22 protein-coding genes are annotated in these 20,550 nt (G+C 39.2%); 12 read left to right on the top strand and 10 right to left on the bottom strand.

Going from position 1 to position 20,550, the window contains the following annotated elements:
* The first annotated feature begins 1 nt into the window (after position 1).
* From glsB to chrA, 3 genes are all read left to right on the top strand, one after another.
* Positions 2-922 (top strand): glycine N(alpha)-acyltransferase GlsB, encoded by a 921-nt coding sequence (gene glsB / locus ABDZ97_RS06260; protein WP_343785731.1) that lies wholly within the window; start codon positions 2-4, stop codon positions 920-922.
* A gap of 26 nt (positions 923-948) precedes the next feature.
* Positions 949-1,746: a helix-turn-helix domain-containing protein gene (locus tag ABDZ97_RS06255; RefSeq protein ID WP_343785730.1), complete on the top strand. Its 798-nt coding sequence runs from the start codon at positions 949-951 to the stop codon at positions 1,744-1,746.
* Positions 1,747-1,836: 90 nt separating this feature from the next.
* Positions 1,837-2,955 (top strand): chromate efflux transporter, encoded by a 1,119-nt coding sequence (gene chrA / locus ABDZ97_RS06250; RefSeq protein WP_343786349.1) that lies wholly within the window; start codon positions 1,837-1,839, stop codon positions 2,953-2,955.
* A 12-nt stretch (positions 2,956-2,967) separates the two neighbouring features.
* On the opposite strand, the gene ABDZ97_RS06245 is transcribed toward chrA, so the two are convergent.
* Positions 2,968-3,552, bottom strand: coding sequence for a YqgE/AlgH family protein (locus ABDZ97_RS06245; protein WP_343785729.1), 585 nt, complete (start codon positions 3,550-3,552; stop codon positions 2,968-2,970).
* 26 nt (positions 3,553-3,578) lie between these two features.
* Positions 3,579-4,046, bottom strand: coding sequence for an RNA methyltransferase (locus ABDZ97_RS06240; protein ID WP_343785728.1), 468 nt, complete (start codon positions 4,044-4,046; stop codon positions 3,579-3,581).
* Positions 4,047-4,118: 72 nt separating this feature from the next.
* Here ABDZ97_RS06240 and ABDZ97_RS06235 point away from each other — a divergent pair, with 72 nt between their 5' ends.
* From ABDZ97_RS06235 to ABDZ97_RS06225, 3 genes are read left to right on the top strand one after another with little or no spacing between them, the layout of a single operon-like run.
* The gene (locus tag ABDZ97_RS06235; protein ID WP_343785727.1) at positions 4,119-4,760 is read left to right on the top strand and encodes an O-methyltransferase; all 642 of its coding nucleotides are present in this window, start codon (positions 4,119-4,121) and stop codon (positions 4,758-4,760) included.
* 6 nt (positions 4,761-4,766) lie between these two features.
* The gene (locus ABDZ97_RS06230) at positions 4,767-5,786 is read left to right on the top strand and encodes a threonine aldolase family protein (RefSeq protein ID WP_343785726.1); all 1,020 of its coding nucleotides are present in this window, start codon (positions 4,767-4,769) and stop codon (positions 5,784-5,786) included.
* A complete protein-coding gene (locus tag ABDZ97_RS06225) occupies positions 5,756-6,379 on the top strand; it encodes a hypothetical protein (protein WP_343785725.1) in 624 nt (207 codons plus the stop codon). Before ABDZ97_RS06230 ends, ABDZ97_RS06225 begins: the two co-directional genes overlap by 31 nt.
* Here ABDZ97_RS06225 and ABDZ97_RS06220 read toward each other — a convergent pair.
* The 3 genes from ABDZ97_RS06220 to xseA are packed head-to-tail and all read right to left on the bottom strand — an operon-like array spanning position 6,364 to position 8,613.
* Complete coding sequence (locus ABDZ97_RS06220; RefSeq protein WP_343785724.1) at positions 6,364-6,942, bottom strand: hypothetical protein; 579 nt, start codon at positions 6,940-6,942, stop codon at positions 6,364-6,366. The genes ABDZ97_RS06225 and ABDZ97_RS06220 overlap by 16 nt on opposite strands.
* Before the next feature lie 56 nt (positions 6,943-6,998).
* The gene (gene xseB, locus ABDZ97_RS06215; protein ID WP_343785723.1) at positions 6,999-7,220 is read right to left on the bottom strand and encodes an exodeoxyribonuclease VII small subunit; all 222 of its coding nucleotides are present in this window, start codon (positions 7,218-7,220) and stop codon (positions 6,999-7,001) included.
* Positions 7,213-8,613: an exodeoxyribonuclease VII large subunit gene (xseA, locus tag ABDZ97_RS06210; RefSeq protein ID WP_343785722.1), complete on the bottom strand. Its 1,401-nt coding sequence runs from the start codon at positions 8,611-8,613 to the stop codon at positions 7,213-7,215. The genes xseB and xseA overlap by 8 nt, the downstream gene beginning before the upstream one ends.
* Positions 8,614-8,717: 104 nt before the next feature.
* On the opposite strand from xseA, the gene ABDZ97_RS06205 reads away from it, so the two are divergent.
* Together ABDZ97_RS06205 and ABDZ97_RS06200 are read left to right on the top strand one after the other, a co-directional pair.
* Positions 8,718-9,596 (top strand): bifunctional 5,10-methylenetetrahydrofolate dehydrogenase/5,10-methenyltetrahydrofolate cyclohydrolase, encoded by an 879-nt coding sequence (locus ABDZ97_RS06205; RefSeq protein WP_343785720.1) that lies wholly within the window; start codon positions 8,718-8,720, stop codon positions 9,594-9,596.
* Positions 9,597-9,610: 14 nt separating this feature from the next.
* Positions 9,611-11,380 (top strand): putative porin, encoded by a 1,770-nt coding sequence (locus ABDZ97_RS06200; protein ID WP_343785719.1) that lies wholly within the window; start codon positions 9,611-9,613, stop codon positions 11,378-11,380.
* A gap of 4 nt (positions 11,381-11,384) precedes the next feature.
* On the opposite strand, the gene ABDZ97_RS06195 is transcribed toward ABDZ97_RS06200, so the two are convergent.
* Both ABDZ97_RS06195 and ABDZ97_RS06190 read right to left on the bottom strand, forming a co-directional pair.
* Positions 11,385-11,765: a DUF779 domain-containing protein gene (locus ABDZ97_RS06195; protein ID WP_343785718.1), complete on the bottom strand. Its 381-nt coding sequence runs from the start codon at positions 11,763-11,765 to the stop codon at positions 11,385-11,387.
* Positions 11,766-11,825: 60 nt separating this feature from the next.
* Positions 11,826-13,355: an aldehyde dehydrogenase family protein gene (locus ABDZ97_RS06190; RefSeq protein WP_343785717.1), complete on the bottom strand. Its 1,530-nt coding sequence runs from the start codon at positions 13,353-13,355 to the stop codon at positions 11,826-11,828.
* 167 nt (positions 13,356-13,522) lie between these two features.
* On the opposite strand from ABDZ97_RS06190, the gene ABDZ97_RS06185 reads away from it, so the two are divergent.
* The gene (locus tag ABDZ97_RS06185) at positions 13,523-14,467 is read left to right on the top strand and encodes a helix-turn-helix domain-containing protein (RefSeq protein ID WP_343785716.1); all 945 of its coding nucleotides are present in this window, start codon (positions 13,523-13,525) and stop codon (positions 14,465-14,467) included.
* Between the two features lie 10 nt (positions 14,468-14,477).
* Here ABDZ97_RS06185 and ABDZ97_RS06180 read toward each other — a convergent pair whose 3' ends face one another.
* Genes ABDZ97_RS06180 through ABDZ97_RS06170 form a run of 3 tightly spaced genes read right to left on the bottom strand, consistent with a single transcriptional unit; the run spans position 14,478 to position 17,424 of the window.
* On the bottom strand, positions 14,478-15,089 hold the full coding sequence (locus ABDZ97_RS06180) for a fumarylacetoacetate hydrolase family protein (protein ID WP_343785715.1): 612 nt from the start codon (positions 15,087-15,089) through the stop codon (positions 14,478-14,480).
* A gap of 10 nt (positions 15,090-15,099) precedes the next feature.
* Positions 15,100-15,996 carry an exonuclease domain-containing protein gene (locus ABDZ97_RS06175; RefSeq protein WP_343785714.1) on the bottom strand — a complete coding sequence of 299 codons (897 nt, stop codon included), beginning with the start codon at positions 15,994-15,996 and terminating at the stop codon, positions 15,100-15,102.
* 33 nt (positions 15,997-16,029) lie between these two features.
* Positions 16,030-17,424 (bottom strand): M28 family peptidase, encoded by a 1,395-nt coding sequence (locus ABDZ97_RS06170; RefSeq protein ID WP_343785713.1) that lies wholly within the window; start codon positions 17,422-17,424, stop codon positions 16,030-16,032.
* Between the two features lie 154 nt (positions 17,425-17,578).
* On the opposite strand from ABDZ97_RS06170, the gene gap reads away from it, so the two are divergent.
* Genes gap through ABDZ97_RS06155 form a run of 3 tightly spaced genes read left to right on the top strand, consistent with a single transcriptional unit; the run spans position 17,579 to position 20,437 of the window.
* Positions 17,579-18,571, top strand: coding sequence for a type I glyceraldehyde-3-phosphate dehydrogenase (gene gap, locus ABDZ97_RS06165; RefSeq protein ID WP_343785712.1), 993 nt, complete (start codon positions 17,579-17,581; stop codon positions 18,569-18,571).
* A 4-nt stretch (positions 18,572-18,575) separates the two neighbouring features.
* Complete coding sequence (locus ABDZ97_RS06160; protein ID WP_343785711.1) at positions 18,576-19,946, top strand: SLC13 family permease; 1,371 nt, start codon at positions 18,576-18,578, stop codon at positions 19,944-19,946.
* A gap of 11 nt (positions 19,947-19,957) precedes the next feature.
* Positions 19,958-20,437 (top strand): CYTH domain-containing protein, encoded by a 480-nt coding sequence (locus tag ABDZ97_RS06155; protein ID WP_343785710.1) that lies wholly within the window; start codon positions 19,958-19,960, stop codon positions 20,435-20,437.
* The last annotated feature ends 113 nt before the right edge of the window (positions 20,438-20,550 follow it).

The following is a 20,550-nucleotide window of genomic DNA, read 5'->3' as shown; positions in this document are numbered from 1 at the left end:
GATGAACGAAATTATTGCACCTATAGACAGGGCTCTTTTAGAGTCAGAATTAACCAACGAACGATTCGTCAGGTATACCAACAAAGGAAATAATGAGATTTATATAGTAAATCATCATAATTCTCCGAATGTCATGCGCGAAATAGGAAGATTACGAGAATTATCTTTCCGCTCTGCTGGAGGAGGAACGGGTCTGGATTGTGATATTGATCATTATGATACAGATGAGATTTGTTATGAGCAATTGATTGTATATAGTCGGGAAGATAAGGAGATAATCGGTGGATATCGGTTTATTGAAGTGAATAAAGCTATCCAACCTGATGGAACTGTAGGTATATCTACAGCAAGTTATTTTGATTTTTCTGAAAAATTCTTGAAAGAGTATGCTCCGTATACTGTAGAGTTGGGAAGATCCTGGGTTCAACCGGGCTATCAACCTGCTGTAAATCCCCGAAAGGGTATCTTTGCGTTGGATAATATTTGGGACGGCCTGGGAGCACTCACGAAGTTATATAATGTCCAGTATTTCTTTGGAAAAGTGACGATGTATCCTAATTACGATCCGAAAGCCAGAGATATTCTGCTTTATTTTATGAACTACTATTTCCCGGATACAGATAATTTGATGAAACCCAAAAAACCATTGGAGATAAAGTCTGATATAAAAGAATTCGAAGAGATATTTGATGGACTTAATTTTACGGATGGATTTAAAGCTTTAAATTCGTATGTGAGAGCTTTAAATGAAACTATTCCACCTTTGGTTAATATCTATATGGGGCTTTCTCCTACGATGAAAACATTCGGAACGATGGAAAATACGGATTTTGGAAATGTGGAAGAAACCGGAATCATGGTGACGATTGCAGACGTTTACGAAGAGAAAAAAGAAAGACATATTAATACATTTGATCTGTAACACCTTACTGATAGATGCTGTATGAGGTGAAAGATAAACTGAAGTCTGATCAGGTTGTTAAAGTAGCACCATTCAGGAAGGAGGTCAGGAAGACTACTGCCCATAAACATAATAAGTATCTGGAAATCGTTCTGTTAACAAAAGGAGAAGGGACACATACAATTGATATGCGTTCGTATGAAATACATCCTCCGCAGATTTTTTTTATCAGGAAAGACCAACTGCATCACTGGGATATAACTACAGAACCGGAAGGAGTAGTACTTATTATTAAAAACGACTTTGTCAGGCAGGTATTGGACAAAGAGTTAATCCGACTAGTAGAACAACTGAGTAGTATGACGGAGTTGAAACTCCGGGAAATCGAATTTATCAGTGATATATTCAGGTTACTTTTGGAAGAAATGAATGGGGAGCATCCTTCGCAAATTGTTTGGGAGGGATTATTAAAAAGTGTCTTGTATAAAATTATTCAACAGGGAGATAGGTTGTCTTGGAGTAAATTGGGAACTATTTATGAAGCCTATCTTAATCTGTTATATGATTCACGGGAGTTGGTAAATAATGTTGCTTTTTATGCTGAGAAACTAACTACTACTCCTCAAAACCTAAACCGGATTTGCCGACAGCAGAAAAATAAATCGGCATCAGAAATACTGGCAGAAGCGATCCTTTCTGAAGCAAAAAGAAAGTTGGTGTATACCGACCTTCCGGTAAATGCTATTGGCGATTCATTGGGGTTTAAAGATGCGTCACATTTTACAAGGTATTTCAAAAAACATATCGGATACACACCGTCAGTATATCGTAGTATATCTTGCTAGTTTATACCAGTATTGTTTCAAATATGCCGTTCCGGAGATTGATCCGGTGTCTACTTTTGTAGTAACACAAAGAATATGAAAAGTAATCAAATGACGGAACGGCAAAAACTCGTTGAAATCGCTGGTGTTTTTTTCAAACTGGGAGTAATTTCATTTGGCGGTCCTGCTGCACATATTGCAATGATGGAAGATGAGGTTGTAACCAAGAGGAAATGGATGACAAGAGAACATTTTCTGGACTTGGTTGGAGCCACCAACCTGATTCCCGGGCCTAACTCGACGGAAATGACCATGCATTGCGGACATGAACGAGCCGGGTGGAAAGGTTTATTTGTTGCAGGGGGAAGTTTTATTTTTCCCGCTGTCATTTTAACCGGAGTTTTAGCCTGGTTGTATCAGGAATATGGGAAATTGCCTTATGTAGAGCCCTTTATTTATGGAATCAAACCTGCCGTAATAGCGATTATTGTATTTGCGGTTTACCGGTTGGGAAAGAAGGCTTTTAAATCGGTTGAACTTGCCATAATGGGTGGGATTACGCTCATTGCAACACTATTGGGTGTACATGAGATTATTGCTTTATTTTCCTGTGGACTACTTGGTGTTGTTTGGTATTCGGTAAAACGAGGACAGAAAACAGTAAACTCTTTATTGCTACCACTATTTCTTCAGGTAGGAGTAGCTAATCTGGGAGGGATGAAACTTTTTCTGACTTTTTTGAAAGTAGGAGCCTTACTGTATGGGAGTGGTTATGTACTATTCGCATTTCTGGATGCAGAATTGGTTTCGGCAGGCTATTTGACACGACAAGAGCTGATCGATTCGGTTGCTGTGGGACAGTTTACGCCCGGACCGGTACTATCAACAGCTACTTTTATCGGTTGGCAGCTAAATGGTTTTTCAGGTGCGGTATTAGCTACATTGGGAATTTTTCTTCCTTCTTTTCTTTTTGTTTGGATATTGAATCCACTGGTAGCGAAGATGCGAAAGTCGGTATTGGTAGGTTCTTTTCTGGATGCAGTAAACAGCGCGGCAGTTGCTATTATTCTTTCGGTTGGAATAACGATGTTTTACGACTCTGTTACTGATTGGAAGACAATGATAATAACCCTGATGAGTTTATCGTGTATGATCCTTTTTACATCTGTGAATAGTGTATTTATTGTTCTGGGAGGTGCTGTAACCGGTTATTTATTCAGCTTTTTCTGAAAAAAAGAATCATTAATTTAAGCGAGGATCCAATGGGAATTTGGACATCATCTCGTATTTTCCTCCCTGGCTAGACATAAGATCTTTCCAGATTGAATCATAATCAGTGTTCATAATTTGTTCGGAATCAAACTGATCCACTACCAACCACGATTTTTCACTAAGCTCATTGGCGAGTTGTCCCTGATTCCAACCGGAATACCCCAGGAAAAACCGAACATGTTTCAGTAAGGATAAGTCCGCCAGAATTTTTTCAATTAAAATATCATATTCGCCCCCCATGTATATTGAATCGGCAATGAGAACGCTTCCCGGAATCATTTCCCCCAGTGAGTGAATAAAGTACAGATTTTGATTCTTTACCGGTCCACCGAGTGAAATTCGTGCAGGAATATCCGGAAAATTAGTGCTGACTTCATGTAGATCAATATCCAGATAATTATTGAGGACAAACCCAAAGCTACCTTCCTCATTGTGTTCACAAAGTAAAATAACGGATCTACTAAAATATTCATCCTGTAAAAATGGCTCGGAGAGTAATAACTTTCCTTTTGCGGGGTCTATATGGTTGTGTACACTTAAATCTAAATCTTTCATTTTCTCATCTTTTGACTTACCAATTCCTATTTCTGGAGTACGGGAAAGTCAGTTTCTATTTTGGTAACCCGATCATGAATCACAATGCTACCTGCAACGGCAACATTCAATGAATGATTCCCCGGAAGTTTTACCAAAAAGTGACACCGGTCAATTACATCTCTGGGTAAACCATTGTCCTCAGCTCCCAACAGGTAAACAGCACGTTTCGGATGAACAAAATCGTGTAAAGGTTTAGCATTCTTATCGATTTCAATTCCAACAACCCGGCAATCATAAGGAATTTGCTTAAAAAACTCATCCGCCGTTTCATAATGGAAAAGAGGAATTCTTGCCCAGGAGGAAAGAACATCAGAACTTTGTTTTTTATAATTTTTTCCGATTGTAAAAATGTATTTGGCTCCCAATATAAAAGCGGAACGCCATAAACTACCTAGATTGTGATCTCGTTTGTGTCTGAAAATACCGATTGCGTAATATCCTGTGTCTTTCATTTCTATTGATTGACCCTAAAAATAATTATCTTCGGGATTGAATAAAAATTTAATCATAAAAAAAGCACCATTATGCACTTTTTGCCGGATGACATTGACGAATACAGCGATAATCATACAGAAAAAGAGGGAGAGTTACTTTATGAATTAGACCGGAAAACTCATTTGAATGTGCTACAGCCGAGAATGCTTAGCGGGCATTTTCAGGGAAGATTATTGAGCTTATTATCTCATATACAACAACCAGAGAAAATTCTGGAAATCGGTACGTACACAGGGTATTCGGCAATTTGTCTTGCGGAAGGTCTCCGGGAAGGTGGAAAATTGATAACGATTGATATCAATTACGAACTGGAAGATATGGTAAAAGAGTATATCGAACGTTCAGGAAATAAGGGTAAGATAGAGATGATTGTTGGGGATGCAATGGAGATTATTCCCGGGCTGAAGGAAACATTTGATATGGTTTTTATTGATGCGGATAAGTCCAATTATATCAACTACTACAACCTTGTGTTACCGATGATACGACCGGGAGGCTTAATTATTGCAGACAATGTATTATGGAGTGGAAAAGTGACAGATCCTCATAAAAATAAAGATCTGGATACACAGGTGCTGGTGGAATTTAATAAGTTGTTGCAGGAAGACGATAGGGTACAAAATGTACTGTTACCTGTTCGGGACGGACTTATGGTTGCCCGAAAAAAGTGATAGGATATGATTGATTTCAGAAGTGATACTGTAACGAAGCCCTCGGAAATGATGCGGGATTTTATGATTCGTGCAGAAGTAGGGGATGACGTGTTTGGTGAAGATCCGACGGTAAATGAACTAGAAAAGTACGCGGCCGGATTATTTGGTAAAGAAGCGGGTTTGTTTTGCTCTTCAGGCACGCAGACGAATCAGATTGCTATTTCTGTGTATTGCCAACCCGGAACAGAAGTAATCTGTCATGAGGATGCACATATCTATAAGTACGAGGGAGGAGGAATTGCACGCAATGCGAATGCCTCCGTTCGTTTGTTGAAAGGAAACAGAGGAAGATTATCCGCAGATGAGATTAGTAAATGGGTAAATAACCCTGACGATGTTCATCTGCCACTAACTGCTCTTGTATCAATAGAAGATACAATGAACCGGGGAGGTGGTTGTGTCTATGACTTCGCAGAGATACAACGAATCCGTGAGTTTTGTACAAAATCAGGATTGCCATTACATTTGGATGGAGCAAGAGTCTTTAATGCCTTGGTAGTAAACGGAGTGGATGCAAAAGTATACGGAGATCAGTTTGATTCGATCTCTATTTGTCTATCGAAAGGATTAGGCGCTCCTGTAGGATCTGTTCTTATTGGTTCTGCCGATTTCATCAGGAAAGCCCGTAGGGTCAGGAAAGTGATGGGCGGTGGAATGCGACAGGCAGGAATAATTGCAGCCGGAGGACTCTTCGCACTTAAAAACAATGTGGATCGGCTGGCGGATGACCATCATCGGGCTAAACAGCTAGAGGTAGCATTGAATCAGGTAGATTGGGTGAAGGAAGTTATTCCCGTTGAAACTAATATTGTGGTTGCGATCCTGAAAGATTCACATAGACAGGAGGAATTACTTTCAGGGTTAAAAGAGAAGGGAATTCTGGCAGTAGCATTTGGTACAGGCATGATACGCTTCGTTACACATCTGGATATTAATGACAAGGACATCGAACAATGCATACAAGTTATAAAAGAATTGGAGTAGTTTTTATTGCCTGTTGTTTGTTGCTTTCGTGTGAGGATACATCAGAGAAGGAGGAGGCAGTGCTGGAAGATTTTATTCCGAAAGCAAAGAGAGATTATTCTTTCGATGAGGAGCAGAAAGATACGCTCCAAAAGAAGGAATTATCAATACCCTATTTTGTAGAGATTGTTGAACAGATTAGTGCAGATTCAATTGAACTCGAAGAAAAAGTAAAAAGTTCCTACCCCGAGCGTTTTGGATATTCGGCAAAAATGTCATTGACAGAACAGAGTCTGGGAGGAGAAATCAACTGGTATATCTTGTCGTATGAAGATAGTTTACTAACTGTTAATGCGATGTACAACTGGCTGGATTGCTTTACAGAAGATTGTATCTCTCTGAAATTAGGCGAAGAAAGAGCATTAAAAAATTATGGAGGTGTTTGGATGACGGATACGTTGCTTGTTTTCTTTCATTCCGAAAATATAGATCTGGATAAAATGCGAAGAAAAGCTATAACGCGCTATTTGGAAAAAGACCTGAACTTATACATCGGGTGGAAAAATAAGAGAAAACCGGATTGGATACTGCCGGATGATCAAAGTGAGGAATAATTTTGAATCCATTCGGGTTGGGTGACATCCCTCAGTATTTTCCAGAAACTGGTATCTGCAAAAAAATCGGTATTTAGATTATAAACTCCGTATTCTTCATACAAATACTGTTGTTGCTTGGCCGAGGGCATATAATTTCCATGCGCCCATCCCTCACTTTTAAAATAATAAGGGTTGGTATTGTATTTTACTTTCCAGAGAGAGTCCAGTGCCGGGCAAAATAAACTTTCTTCACCACTAATTGAATCAACAAATAAACCGCCGAATACGTCGTGTTCTTCAAACAGGTTTTCCTGATGAGGATTAATAGGGTGCTTCCATTTTCCGGAGGCAATATGTAAAAAGTCATTTCTGGATATATGCGTAACTGTAACTCTTCCCCCGTATGTTGGACGAATAATGGCAAATGTCATGTCATTACCTACAGGGCTAGTAGTAATTGACACCCCAAAATAGGGACGACTCCCCTGAGAGAAAGGAGTAAAATTTCTGTCTCCGAATGAAGCTCCACATACAATACTGATAGAGACAAGAAGTAGGAGATATGTCCGTTTTTTTAGCACAGCCAAAATTTACAAAATCTGACTGAAACTAAATAATTATGAGTAATAAGATTGTATTAATCCAATAGAGGGTCATCGTCGGATTGACTATTTTCCGGAGCGATTATTTTATTAATTTCTTCTTCTGTTTTATTTAGTTTTTCCCGACAGAATTCAACCAGTTCTTTTGCTTCAAGAACCGTTTGTGCGAGATCATCAATTTTAACTTCTCTGTTTTCAAGTTTTCGCACAATTTGCTGTAGCTTTTGGAGGGCTTCTTCGTATGTTTTTTCAGCCATTTTCGTCTTTTTTAATGGGTTCCTGTTTACTAATTATACTTGTAATTAATGAATGTGTAGTCAATGTCTTTAATTCCTTTCCAACTAAATCTGAAGTAAGTTGGTAGAGGTCTTCATTATCAATCGTAGAGAGCGTATATCCTGATTGTAACAATTTTTCCGGATTAATAATTTCCAAAAGATGCTCAAGGTTTTTTACTTCCAGATGATTCTGGTTGATAAAATTCGTACCTAACAGACCGATCTTTTCAAGAAGTGCAGAAGTTTCAATATCCCTTGTTAATCGTATTTTGTGAATAGCAGCTCCCTTTCCTTTCTGTAAAAACAACTCCAGATCCTGACGATGAATGGAAATAAAATAATGAATGAGTCGGTGAATTTGGTGTGTATTTCTTTCCAGAGAAGAACGATAGTCGGATAAAAGACGCTGACTGTGATGCAGAAAATACTTGCTGAGATGAGAAAATTCATCTTTAGCAAAACTAAGTTGAGTCATGGACTGTTTGATTAATCCGTCAAAAGCTGCGCGAAGTTCGGAAGAAAACACAGCAATCTGGACATATAAATGTTTAGCGGCAGCGGTTGGTGTGATGCAGTTTAACCGACTTACTAAATCTGCCACCACTTCATCTGTTTCGTGTCCAATTCCGGTGAGTATAGGAATTGTTGTTAGACAAATCTCTCTGCAAAGAGCATAATCATTGAAAATATTCAGGTCCATCTTACTTCCACCTCCCCGAATGATAACCATAACATCAACGTCATATTGACGGGCTTCCCGGATCGCATGAATCAGTTCCCCCGGAGCTTTTTCGCCCTGTACGCTGGCAGAAAATGTTTTGATAGCAAAGTTGGTATAGACCGAATTTTGTCGTAGCTCATTCATAAAATCACGGTATCCGGAAGTCTGCGGAGACCCGATTACGGCAATACGTTTGGCTATTGTAGGTAAATACAATAGTTTTTGTTTTTGAAATATACCTTCTTCTTTTAATTTTCGGATGGTTTCCTGTTTCTTGCGCTCAATATCTCCATAGGTATAGGTCGGGTCAATGTCAAGAATGTTAAGTTTTAATCCGAAGATACTATGGAATTCAATTTTGATATGGAGGAGTACATTATTTCCCGGCTTAAGAATAGCAACAAGATCACTTCCGACTCTTTCCTGTACATTTCGGAAATTAGCAGCCCACATATAAGCAGAAACCTGCGCGATTAATCGGCCATCAGTTGAATCAGCCAGTTCAAAATACTTGTGTCCGCTTTTTTCAGTGATTTTGGTAATTTCGGCAGTTACCCAAAACTGACGGGAACCAAAGTGCTTCATAATGAACTTCTCCAAAGACAGATTTAACTGGGACAGGGAGTATATTTTTCGCTCGGGTTCCTCCATATTTGTAAAGGTAATTATTTGCGTATAATTTGTTCCTCTCCTGATGAAAAACAGAATTCAAACACGCCTAAATTGATTATCTTTGCTGCAAAACAGAGATGAGCATGCAACTTTTAGACGGAAAAGCCACAGCGGCTTCAATAAAATCGGAATTAGCAGAAGCAGTAGCAAAACGAAAAGCATCCGGAATGAAAGTTCCGCATTTGGCAGCGGTTCTTATTGGAGAAGATGGAGGTTCAGTTACCTATGTAAATGCAAAAGTAAAGTCATGCGAAGAAATAGGATTCGAAAGTTCTTTGTTACGCTACGATGCTTCCATTACTGAAGAAGAGTTGTTAAAAGTTGTACAGGATCTGAATGAAAATGACCAGATAGATGGTTTTATTGTTCAGCTTCCTTTGCCGGCTCATATTGATGAGAATAAAGTAACCATGGCAATCGACCCGTCAAAAGATGTGGATGGTTTTCACCCGGTTAATATTGGTAAGATGGTATTGGGACTACCTTGTTTTCTTCCGGCAACACCCGCAGGGATCGTTGAACTGTTGAAACGCTATTCGATTGAAACATCCGGAAAACATTGTGTGGTGTTAGGTAGAAGTACTATTGTAGGTACACCGGTCAGTATCATGCTAAGTAGAAATTCAAACCCGGGAAACTGTACTGTAACATTGGCACATTCCCGAACGGAAAATCTGAAAGAAGTGTGCAAGTCTGCTGATATTCTGATCGCAGCTATTGGAAAGCCGGATTTTGTTACTTCTGATATGGTAAAACCCGGAGCTGTTATCATAGATGTGGGAACTACCCGAGTAGACGATGCAACAAAAAAAGCAGGATGGCGTTTGAAAGGAGATGTGAAATTTGATGAAGTGAAAGATATTTGTGGTGCGATTACCCCGGTTCCCGGAGGAGTTGGTCCCATGACAATTGCTTCGTTGATGATTAATACACTGCGTGCTATGGAACTGAACGGAAAATAATCCGGTATAGGCTTATGTCATTGAAAAAGCTCTTCGCGTTATTGGTAATTGTATGGTGTTCGGGAATGTCTGTTGCCCAGTACAATTTTTATGAGCGGAACTATCTGGAACCCGGGGCGGATACTGTTCTCTTTGACAAAAGGAGCGGAACCCGTCATATCGATTCACTTGACCGGGCATATTATAATTATCAGCCTTCCTTATTCAATAATGGACGAGCCTATCTTCCCGAGTTCAGAGATGTTAAAGATTGGGGAACCTACAGACATCTTTTTGCAGATGAGCGTCCATTTTACAAAGCGGATTATCATTTCACAGCTCTTCCGTATGTAGGTTTTTTCTATAGTTTTGGAGGAGGGGGAGACCAGGTGTTGGATTTACGTTATACACATAATTTTGGTAATAGAGTCAACTTGTCTTTTCGCTACCACCGTTCGGCAGATAACGGACAAATGAGAAATATGTCTGTTAATAACAACGATTTGAGTTTGAAATTATCGTATCGGGGGAATCATTTCCGATCGTATCTGGATGCCTATTATGGGTATGATAAATACTCAGAGAGTGGAGGGGTCACTGCTTCACAGGATCTGGAACCTTTTACGATTGACTTATTCCAGACGAGAAAAAATGATGCAAGAGCAAAAGTGCAAAGAGCGTATATCACCAGCAAAAACTTTTTGGTGTTGGGAAAGGATTCGCTCAGTCTCTGGAATGTCTACTTTTCTCCTTCCTGGTATGTGTATGAAAGACGATATGAAGAAACGTTGTCAGATACAGCCTTGATCAATAATGCAAATTACAGTTCGACGTATACGAGTGATAATTGGCAGGAACCGCATTTACTTTTGGATGCCGGAATACTTTTTAACAAAGGGAAGTTTCGTTTTTCAGCGGGGTATACCTATGATTACTGGGTATATTCCAACCACGCAAACCGAATTGCTTCCAGTGATAATTACCTGGTTTCAGGACTAAAATGGGATTTTGGTAAATTTAGGCTAGACAACGATTTCCGGTTTTTTATTACCGGAAACCCCTTTGAGTTTTCAGATAAAGCAAAGTTGACATTTGCCTGGAATGAAAAAAATAGAGTAGGAGCTGAGTTTTTGATCGAAAATTACTTTCTGGAACCTTTTCAGATGCGATACAGTGCCAATCATTTTGACTGGTCTAACGCATATACAAATTCCACATCAACAAAACGTATTTTTGGAAATGTGTTTTATGAGTTTTCTGGAAAGCAGAAAGTTCGTGTAAATATTCGGCAGCTTGTAATTAATAATCAGTATCTGTTTGAAAATGGAAACTGGTCCGCAACAGGGACTACACAAAGCGTGTTCACCCCTTCTTTATCAGCATCTCTTCGTTTTTGGAAATTTTCGAGTAATACATCTGCCGAATTGTTTGTAAGTGATAAAAGTGTATTGCAACACCCGGATTACCGGATCCGTTCCCGTTTCTTTTTTGACAGTCCCGTGTTTAAAGCTAAACGATTAAAGATAGCCACGGGAGTAGAAGTAAATTATATTCCAAACTATAGAGTGGCATCTTATATCCCCGAACTGGGATTATTTTATTATTCGAACGCAATACAGAATAACTCCATTAATTCATTACAGTTGGATTTCTTCCTGAACTTTGAGATAGAACGTTTCCGTTTCTTTGTTTCGGCTAACGGATTAAATAATTTATGGGATAATTCTCCCCGGTTTTATGCAGAAGGTTATCCGGTACGTCCCTTTTTCCTGCGCTTGGGGTTGAGTTGGGATTTCGTAAACTAAGCGATCAATATCCTCCTTGTTGAATTTCTTCCAGATTCTTAGCTTCTTCTTCGGTAAACAGACGACTTTTAATAAGAAACCGTTTTCCATAGGGAATTTCCAGTGAGAAACTAGCTCCTCTTCCATTGGTAACATCGAGTGTAAGATGCGTGTGTTTCCAGTATTCGAATTGATCCGCACTCATGTAAAAATTACATCCGTTAATTTCTCCGAGTAAAACATCCGAATTTCCAATCTTAAAATCTCCTTTTTGAAAACACATGGGACTGGAACCATCACAACAACCTCCGCTTTGATGAAAAATGAGTTCTCCGAATTCCTGTTTTAACTGATTGACAAGTTCGGTAGCCTCGGGAGTTATTGAAATACGTTTGTATTTTTTCATAATAATTGTTTATAGAAAAGGGAGGCTGAAACCAGTCTCCCTTTACATTATCATTGGTGATTAGAAAAAACCAAGCTTGTTTTTGTCGTAAGAAATAAGAAGATTTTTGTTTTGACGATAATGATTGAGCATCATTAAATGAGTTTCACGTCCGAAACCAGACTTTTTATACCCTCCGAATGGAGCGTGTGCCGGGTAAGAGTGGTAACAATTCACCCAAACTCTTCCGGCTTGTATAGCGCGGGGAACTGTATAGGCTTCATGAGCATCTCTTGTCCAAACTCCGGCTCCAAGTCCATAAAGCGTATCGTTAGCAATTTCGATAGCTTCCTCGACAGATCCGAAAGTGGTAACAGAACATACCGGTCCGAAAATTTCTTCCTGAAAAACACGCATTTTATTATGCCCTTTCAAAAGAGTAGGCTGAATGTAATATCCATTTTCAAGACCACTGTTCAGGTTAACAGGAGCTCCTCCGGTCAAAACTTCAGCGCCTTCCTGCTTTCCAATTTCAATATAATTCAGAATTTTTTCAAATTGATCCTGCGAAGCCTGTGCTCCCTGCATGGTATTCAAATCAAGAGGATTTCCTACCTGAATAGCATTAATCCGCTCAATTACCCGCTCAATAAAACGGTCATAAATACTTTCGTGGATGAGAATCCTGCTGGGACAAGTACAGATTTCTCCCTGATTAAGGGCAAACATAGATGCTCCTTCTAAACATTTATCAAAGAATTCATCGTCTGCATCCATAATAGAAGGGAAGAAGATGTTAGGAGATTTCCCCCCAAGTTCCATAGTCACCGGGATGAGATTCTCAGATGCGTACTGCATAATGAGTCGTCCGGTAGTTGTTTCACCCGTAAAAGCGACTTTATTAATACGAGGAGACTGGGCAAGCGGTTTCCCACATTCAGGACCAAAACCGTTTACTACATTCAATACACCGGGAGGAAGAAGATCTCCGATCAACTCCATCAATACCATGATAGAAACAGGAGTTTGCTCAGCGGGTTTAACGATTGTACAACACCCGGCAGCCAGCGCAGGAGCCATTTTCCATGTAGCCATAAGTAGCGGGAAGTTCCACGGAATAATTTGACCAACTACACCTACAGGTTCTTTGATATTCATAGAAACTGTCGTTGAATCAAGTTCTGATGCAGTTCCTTCTTCCGCGCGGATACACCCGGCGAAATAACGGAAGTGATCAACAACAAGTGCCAAATCCGCATTGATAGTTTCACGAATAGGTTTACCGTTGTCAACCGTTTCCACGGCAGCCAAATACTCCAGATTTTCTTCGATTCTGTCGGCAATCTTTAGTAAGATATTGCTTCTTTGCGCTACAGAAGTCTTTCCCCATGTTTTGAAAGCTTCATGAGCAGCATCCAGAGCAAGGTCAATATCTGCAGCTTTTCCTCTGGCAACTTTTGTAAATACTTTTCCATCAAGAGGGCTGATAACTTCAAAATAGCTTCCGTCAACCGGGGCAACAAACTTACCTCCGATGTAATTATCATAATGAGACTTAAAGTCCGGACGTTTTATCAAAGTAGATACTTTTTCTTTTTCTACTGATTCCATAATGTTTTGAGTTTAAAGTTCGAAAGCTAAATGTCTCCTTATTTTCTGTATTCGAATGTCAGGATTGATGCATTGAATAGCACAATAGTATCATTTTGCTTTTAGGTTTGTTTTTTTTCTGTGATGTAAGTACCTTAGGGAATATTAAATACTGATCTGTATCACAAATGTTAGAGGGTGTAAACTTAAAGGAGAAATACAAAATTTTCAGTAGTCCCATAGATGAAGTGGAACACCGGACTGCACACCATGCAGATCATGCGTTGTTAAATGTTTTTGAAACCAACCGGGAGGCATTTAAGTTTGACCTTCAATTTGACAACCCGACAGTTGTTAGTATGATTCAGGGAAAAAAAGTGATGCATCTTAAATCAAAAGATCCCTTTGACTTTTCTCCAGGTCAGACGATAATAATGCCGTCCTCTGAAATGATGTACATTGATTTTCCCGAAGCAGATATAAGTAACCCTACTCAGTGTCTGGCATTAGAAATCAGTGAAGGGTTTGTTCAGGAAACATTAATCTGGCTGAATGAACTTTTTCCCAAAACTGAGGGAGATCTTTGGAGTTGGAGTAAAGAAAGCTTTTTACTTCTCAATAACCCTTCTGTTCAGCAAAATCTGAATCGCTTGATTCGGGTAATGGTAGACAACAATTTCGGAAAACAACTCCGTGCTTGCAATACGACCAAAGAACTTATTGTTTCGCTGATGCAAACCCAGGCGCGTTACTTCTTGTTGGAAAATATAGACAAACTAAGTACGCGAAATCGGTTAGCCCATGTCATAAAATATATCCGTAATAATATTCATAAGAGTTTGTCTGTAGAAGAACTTGCAGGGCAGGCTTGTTTGTCACGGGCTCAGTTCTTTCGTGCTTTTCAGCGGGAATTAGGTGAATCTCCGGTGCATTTCATTAACCGGGAGCGTTTACAACTTGCCAAACACAAATTATTTGGAGGAGGTTTGTCAGTTTCGCAAGCTTGTTTTGATAGTGGATTTAATAGTCTGAACTACTTCTGCCGGGTATTCAGACAATTCGAAGGCATAACTCCTGTACAATGGAAGGAGCGACAAGTTAAACGTGTTCAGGAAAAATTTGGAGTAAAATAAGCAAATAGCCTTATTTGATTTTTAAATCCAACAGTTTTTCACCGTTCAGGAATCCTTCCAGATGGTCTCCGATCTGAACAGGTCCCACTCCAGCAGGAGTTCCTGTAAACAATAAATCTCCGATTTTTAATGTCATAAATTGAGAAACATAAGCAATCAGTTTGTCTATAGAAAAAATCATATCCTTCACGTGACCTGATTGAACGGCAACTCCATTTTTCAATAATTCAAAAGAAGTAGTATCGAGATCCAATTCCTGTATTGGTACAAATCGCTCTGATAAAGGAGCTGAATGTTCAAAGGACTTCGCTATTTCCCATGGAAGTCCTTTCTCTTTACATTCCTGTTGAAGATCCCGGGCCGTGAAATCAATACCTAATCCAACTTCATTATAATACTCATGTGCATATTTCTCAGAGATATTTTTCCCCAATCTCGCTATTCTCACAACGAGTTCTAATTCGTGATGAAGATCTTTTGTAAAGTCCGGGTAATAGAAAGGATTACGCTTCGGCAAAAGAGCCGTATCCGGTTTCATAAAAAAAACAGGTTTTGAAGGTAGGGGAGCGTTCATCTCTTTTGCATGATCGCTGTAATTTCTTCCAATACAAATGATCTTCATAGTCACATGATTATTTACCAAACTTAGCTTTTAGAGCCGCAATTTTCTCGTCCATGGATAAGTTATCCTGAGGTTCTTTTTTTCTTTTGACCTGAGGTTTCTGAGATGCATTTCCACTAGTTGCTCCGGATAATTTGTTCTCATCCTTTATTTTTTCCATTTCGCGTCGGAGAACTTCCTTAGTATATAGAGGGAAGTTGGCATTCAACATCCATCCATAGTATCCGGGTTCTTCCTCATTAACCTCGCGGATTGTTTTTCCCTTATGTTTCCCGAAGTTGTATATCACTTCACCGTCACTGTTAAGAGCTACTCTTCCGGCGAAATCGAGAATTTTGTTACTTCCCTGTCTGGAGAAATCAGCGAGGAATGAAATGTCCTTTTCAAGATTTTCGTATTTATCCAATTGCGCAAGGAATACGTCTTTAGTCGCTTCTATATCAGCAAGAGCTGAATGTGCATTTTCTAATTCCTTGTTGCAGTAAAACTGATAGGCTGCCGCAAGTGTACGCTGTTCCATTTTGTGAAAGATGTTTTGTACATCTACAAATTGTCTGGCTGACACATCAAAATTATTTCCTGCCCGAAGAAACTCTTCTGCGAGTACAGGAATATCAAATTTATTAGAGTTGTATCCTGCCAAGTCAGCATCCCCAATAAAAGCGGCTACTTCTTCTGCTATATCAGCAAAAGTAGGAGCATCTTTAATCATTTCGTTCGTGATCCCATGTATTTTGGAAGACTCTTCCGAAATTTCTATTTCAGGATTAACACGTTTTTCATACGTAAGAGAAGAACCATCCGGTAGCAGTTTTATTATAGCTATTTCTACAATTCTGTCGTTAGTAATATCAAGACCTGTTGTTTCCAGGTCAAAAAATGCAAGAGGTTTGTGTAATTGTATCATGATAAAATTATTCTGGCGCAAATATCGGGTTTCTTAATTGATATCCTTTCCGTGTGTAGCGCTTTTGTTTCCTAAATTTTTATCCATAAGGTAGATCAGACTGGCAATTGACGCACAACCGAGTTCCAGTTCCCGTTTGTTAACCGATTCAAAAACATCAGCTTCCGAGTGGTGAAAATCAAAATAACGTTGTGAATCTGGAACAAATCCGATCAGGGAAATCGAGGGGAAATAATCTTTTAATGGATTAATGTCCACGCCTCCGTAACCTTTTTCGAATTTATGTAATTCATAAGGGGCTAAAACCTTAGAGTAGGATTGTAGTAGTTGAAGCATAGGATGCGTTCCATCAAGTGTAAAACCGCGGGGAGCAAAGCCTCCGCGATCGCTTTCGATAGCGAGAATGTGCTCTTCTCCTGACTCTTTAGAAGATGCAGCGTAAGTTTTTCCACCCATATTTCCATTTTCTTCATTCATGAACAGAACTACCCGGAGTGTATGAATGGGTGTGTAATTAAGTTCATTCAGAATACGAAGGGCTTCTATGGAATGAACAATTCCGGCTCCGTCGTCATGTGCACCTTCTCCTAAATCCCAGGAGTCAAGATGACCACCAACTGTAATTATCTTATTCGGATAGTGTTTTCCCGTAATTTCACCAATTACATTATACGATTGTTTTGGCGGATAAGACCGACAGTCCATTTCAAAGACAAAGGATAATTTCTCATTTTTCAGATGTTCTTTCAGGTATTCAGATTCTGCGGTAGATAAAGCAGCTGAAGGAATTTTCTGAATGCCTTCTTCATACTGCATGGATCCTGTATGCGGATGATAATCAATTGACGAACCAATAGAACGGATAATGACAGCAATAGCCCCTTTTTTAGAAGCTTCAATTGCTCCGTTATTACGCATAGGGTAACAGCCTCCATAAGCATGAAAAGTAATAATCTGTTTTTCATCCATTGGTTGATTGATAAAAACAATTTTTCCTTCAAGCGCACCATCGGGGATTTTTCTTAACTCATCTGTGGTAGAAAAATAAACTATTTCACCTTCCATCTTACCGTTTGTAGCAATGGAGCCACCTAAAGCAGTAATGGATACCTTTTTTAGTTTGCCATCCGAATGTTTGATCCAGGCAGACTCTTTTGTCCCTCTTTCCCAATGTGGAACCATAACCGGTTGTAGGTAAACCGTATCAAAACTATAGGATTTTAGTTTGTTTTTACCCCAGTAAACAGCCATTTCAGCCTCAGCTGACCCGGAAAGACGGGCACCGATATCTTTACACAAACTACGGAGATCTTCATATGCTTTTCCTTCAGAAAGAGCTGTATCAAAAATACGACGAATAAAGAGAGAGTCTGTATTTTGAGCGAATGTAATAGTAGAGAAAAACAAAATGAAAACTAACCTGAACATATCGTTTACCTGAAAATTTCCCGAAAAATACTATTAATTCACTAATTAAGGAAAGGGATAGGGGATTGTGATGAAAAATATAGACCAGGAAAAAGAGAAAACAAATCTGTTAAACACACAATTTTCATTAATTTCAACGCAAAATATATAGGTTATGAGAATAGGAGTGAATGGTTTCGGGAGAATAGGGCGTTATTTCACACGTCTTTCTTTGGAACGTGAGGATATGGATGTCGTGATGGTAAATGACCTTGCGCCGATTGAAACGTTGGCACATTTACTTAAATACGATTCTGTACACGGAAAACTAAAATATGATTTTACGATACATGGAAATGAAATACACTTTTGTAACGGAAAGAAATTGAGTTTTACCTCAGAAAAAGATCCTGCACAAATTAACTGGGGGGCGAAACAAGTTGACTATGTGTTGGAGTCTACCGGATTATTTCGGAGTTCAGATAAGGCAGCTCTTCATTTAGGAGATACAGTTAAGAAAGTGGTGATAAGTGCTCCGGCTAAGGGAGACGATGTTAAGACTGTTGTTATAGGTGTTAACGATCATTTGTTAGAGGCGGAAGATACAGTTGTGTCGAATGCATCCTGTACAACAAACTCAGCAGCACCTTTGGTAGCTGTTTTAAAAGAAATATGTACTATTAAGAGTGCCTATATAACAACGGTACATTCGTATACATCGGATCAGCGTCTACATGATGCACCTCATTCTGATTTGAGAAGAGCCCGAGCCGCAGCTCAGTCGATTGTGCCTACTTCAACAGGTGCTGCGAAAGCACTAACCAGAATTTTTCCGGAATTAGATGGTTTTATGGGGGGATGTGGTATTCGTGTTCCGGTTCCTGACGGATCATTGACGGATTTAACAATAGTGGTGGATAAGGCTCCGACCGTAGCTGAAATAAATGCTGCTTTTAAAAAGGCTTCTGAAACAAACCTGAAAGGAATTCTATCTTATATAGAAGACCCGGTTGTTTCTGTTGACATTCTGGATAATCCACACAGCTGTATTTTTGATTCATTACTGACAAGTGTTATTGGAGACAATATGATTAAGGTAGTGGGGTGGTATGACAACGAGGCAGGTTATTCCAACAGATTAATTGATTTGATGACCAAGTTGAAGTAGCCCGATGAAGTGGTTGAACCTGTGTATTGGCTTTTTATTATTTGTAATCCTTCTTTTTTTGGGAGAGAATAGCCTTTTATATAGTGCGATTGGTTTAGCTGCCTGGATGGTGTACTGGTGGATTACGGAATGTGTACCTTTATATGTGACCGCTTTGCTTCCTATTTTATTGGGACCTCCTTTAGGGTTAATAGACACCAAAGAACTGGCACAGGCCTATGGTCATACCATGGTTTTTCTTTTCTTAGGAGGTTTTTTGATCGCGTTAGCTATTGAGAAGTGGAATGTTCACAGGAAGATAGCCTCTTTGATTGTTCAGCAGACCGGATCTACTCCGGCTGGAGTGCTTTTGGGCTTTATTCTGTCCACAGCCTTTTTAAGTATGTGGTTAAGTAATACCGGTACGGCAATCATGATGATGCCCATGGCTATGACTGTCGTTTCTGTTCTTCCGGAGAGTAGGTTTTCATCGCGTTTCTCGACAGCCTTATTATTAAGTATTGCTTTTGCTGCTAATATAGGTGGTACAGCAACTCTGATTGGCTCTCCTCCAAATGTTCAGATGAGTGGGATATTGGCTGATAACTTTAATATACAGGTGGATTTTTTAAGTTGGATTGTAATAGGTCTCCCTTTTTCCGTTTTACTCCTTATTGCTTTATTCTTTTACCTGAGAGCTACTTTTCTGAAAACGGATGAACATGTGGAGATTGCTTTTCGCGATAATTCACCCTGGAGTACGAATCAAAAAAGAGTTTTAATTGTTTTTTTTCTGACAGCTATACTCTGGATTGTAAAGCAATTTATTAATAAGGCATTTGATTGGTCTGTTACAGATACGCAGATTGCAATACTCGGAGGAATATTACTTTTTATTATTCCGGCTAAGGGGAAAGAGGAGAAGACGGGAGTGCTGAAATGGGAGGATACAAAAAATCTTCCCTGGGGAATTCTATTGCTTTTCGGAGGAGGACTGGCGTTGGCAAAGGCACTTTCGAATGCAGGTGTTTTATCTCTTTTTGCAGATTGGGTCAGTGAACATGGAGGAGATAGTTATTTTTGGTTGCTTTTTATTCTGGTTGTTGCGGGAGTATTTCTTACTGAACTGATGTCTAACCTGGCTTTGGTTACAATATTGATTCCTATTATAGCAGAACTTGCCATAAAAATGGATTACCCGGTTCTTGCATTATGTTTACCTGTGACTTTGTCAGCCTCTTGTGCTTTTATGCTTCCAATGGCGACTCCCCCCAATGCAATTGTTTTTTCATCCGGTAAACTCAGAGTAAGTACAATGGCAAAAGTTGGGGTAATAATGAATATTGTTTCCGTAGCTGCCGTTCTTGGAGTCGCTTATATATTGACACTAATATAATAGTAGAAGAGATGGGAATTGAAATTGAACGAAAATTCTTGGTTGATAAGAACAAACTAAGCGAAGAAATTCAAAAGAATAACTTTGATAAGGTGTTTTCAATTGCTCAGGGGTATTTGAAAAATGAAAAAGAACAAACGATTCGGGTTCGTATAAAAGGAGAAAAAGGATTTCTTACTATAAAAGGAGAACAGCAGGGAGCCATTCGTGCAGAGTATGAATATGAAATTCCTGTTGAAGATGCAGAACACTTATTATATACATGTAAGGAAGGACGTATAATAAAGAAGAGATATCTCATACCTTATAAAGGTAAATTGTGGGAGGTTGATTTCTTTGAAGAAGAAAATGAAGGGTTAGTTGTAGCAGAGATAGAATTGTCAGAAGAAAGAGAGGAGTTTGCAAAACCGAAATGGTTAGGAGATGAAATAACCAGTGATTTTCGCTATACAAATGCTGTTTTAGTGAAAAGACCGTTTAAAACATGGTAAATCCCCGTTGTTAACATCCTCTAATGTAGCCACTTGGTAAAAATAGTACAAAAAAGGTCAAAAAAGTTGTTTGAATAGTTAAAAAAGTGTGTATCTTTGCCCCCGCTTTCGGG

The sequence above is a fragment of the Wandonia haliotis genome (assembly GCF_039523435.1).
Classification (GTDB): Bacteria; Bacteroidota; Bacteroidia; order Flavobacteriales_D; family Crocinitomicaceae; genus Wandonia; species Wandonia haliotis.
Note: the sequence above shows the minus strand (reverse complement) of the source record. Positions and strands in the feature narration are given on the sequence as shown.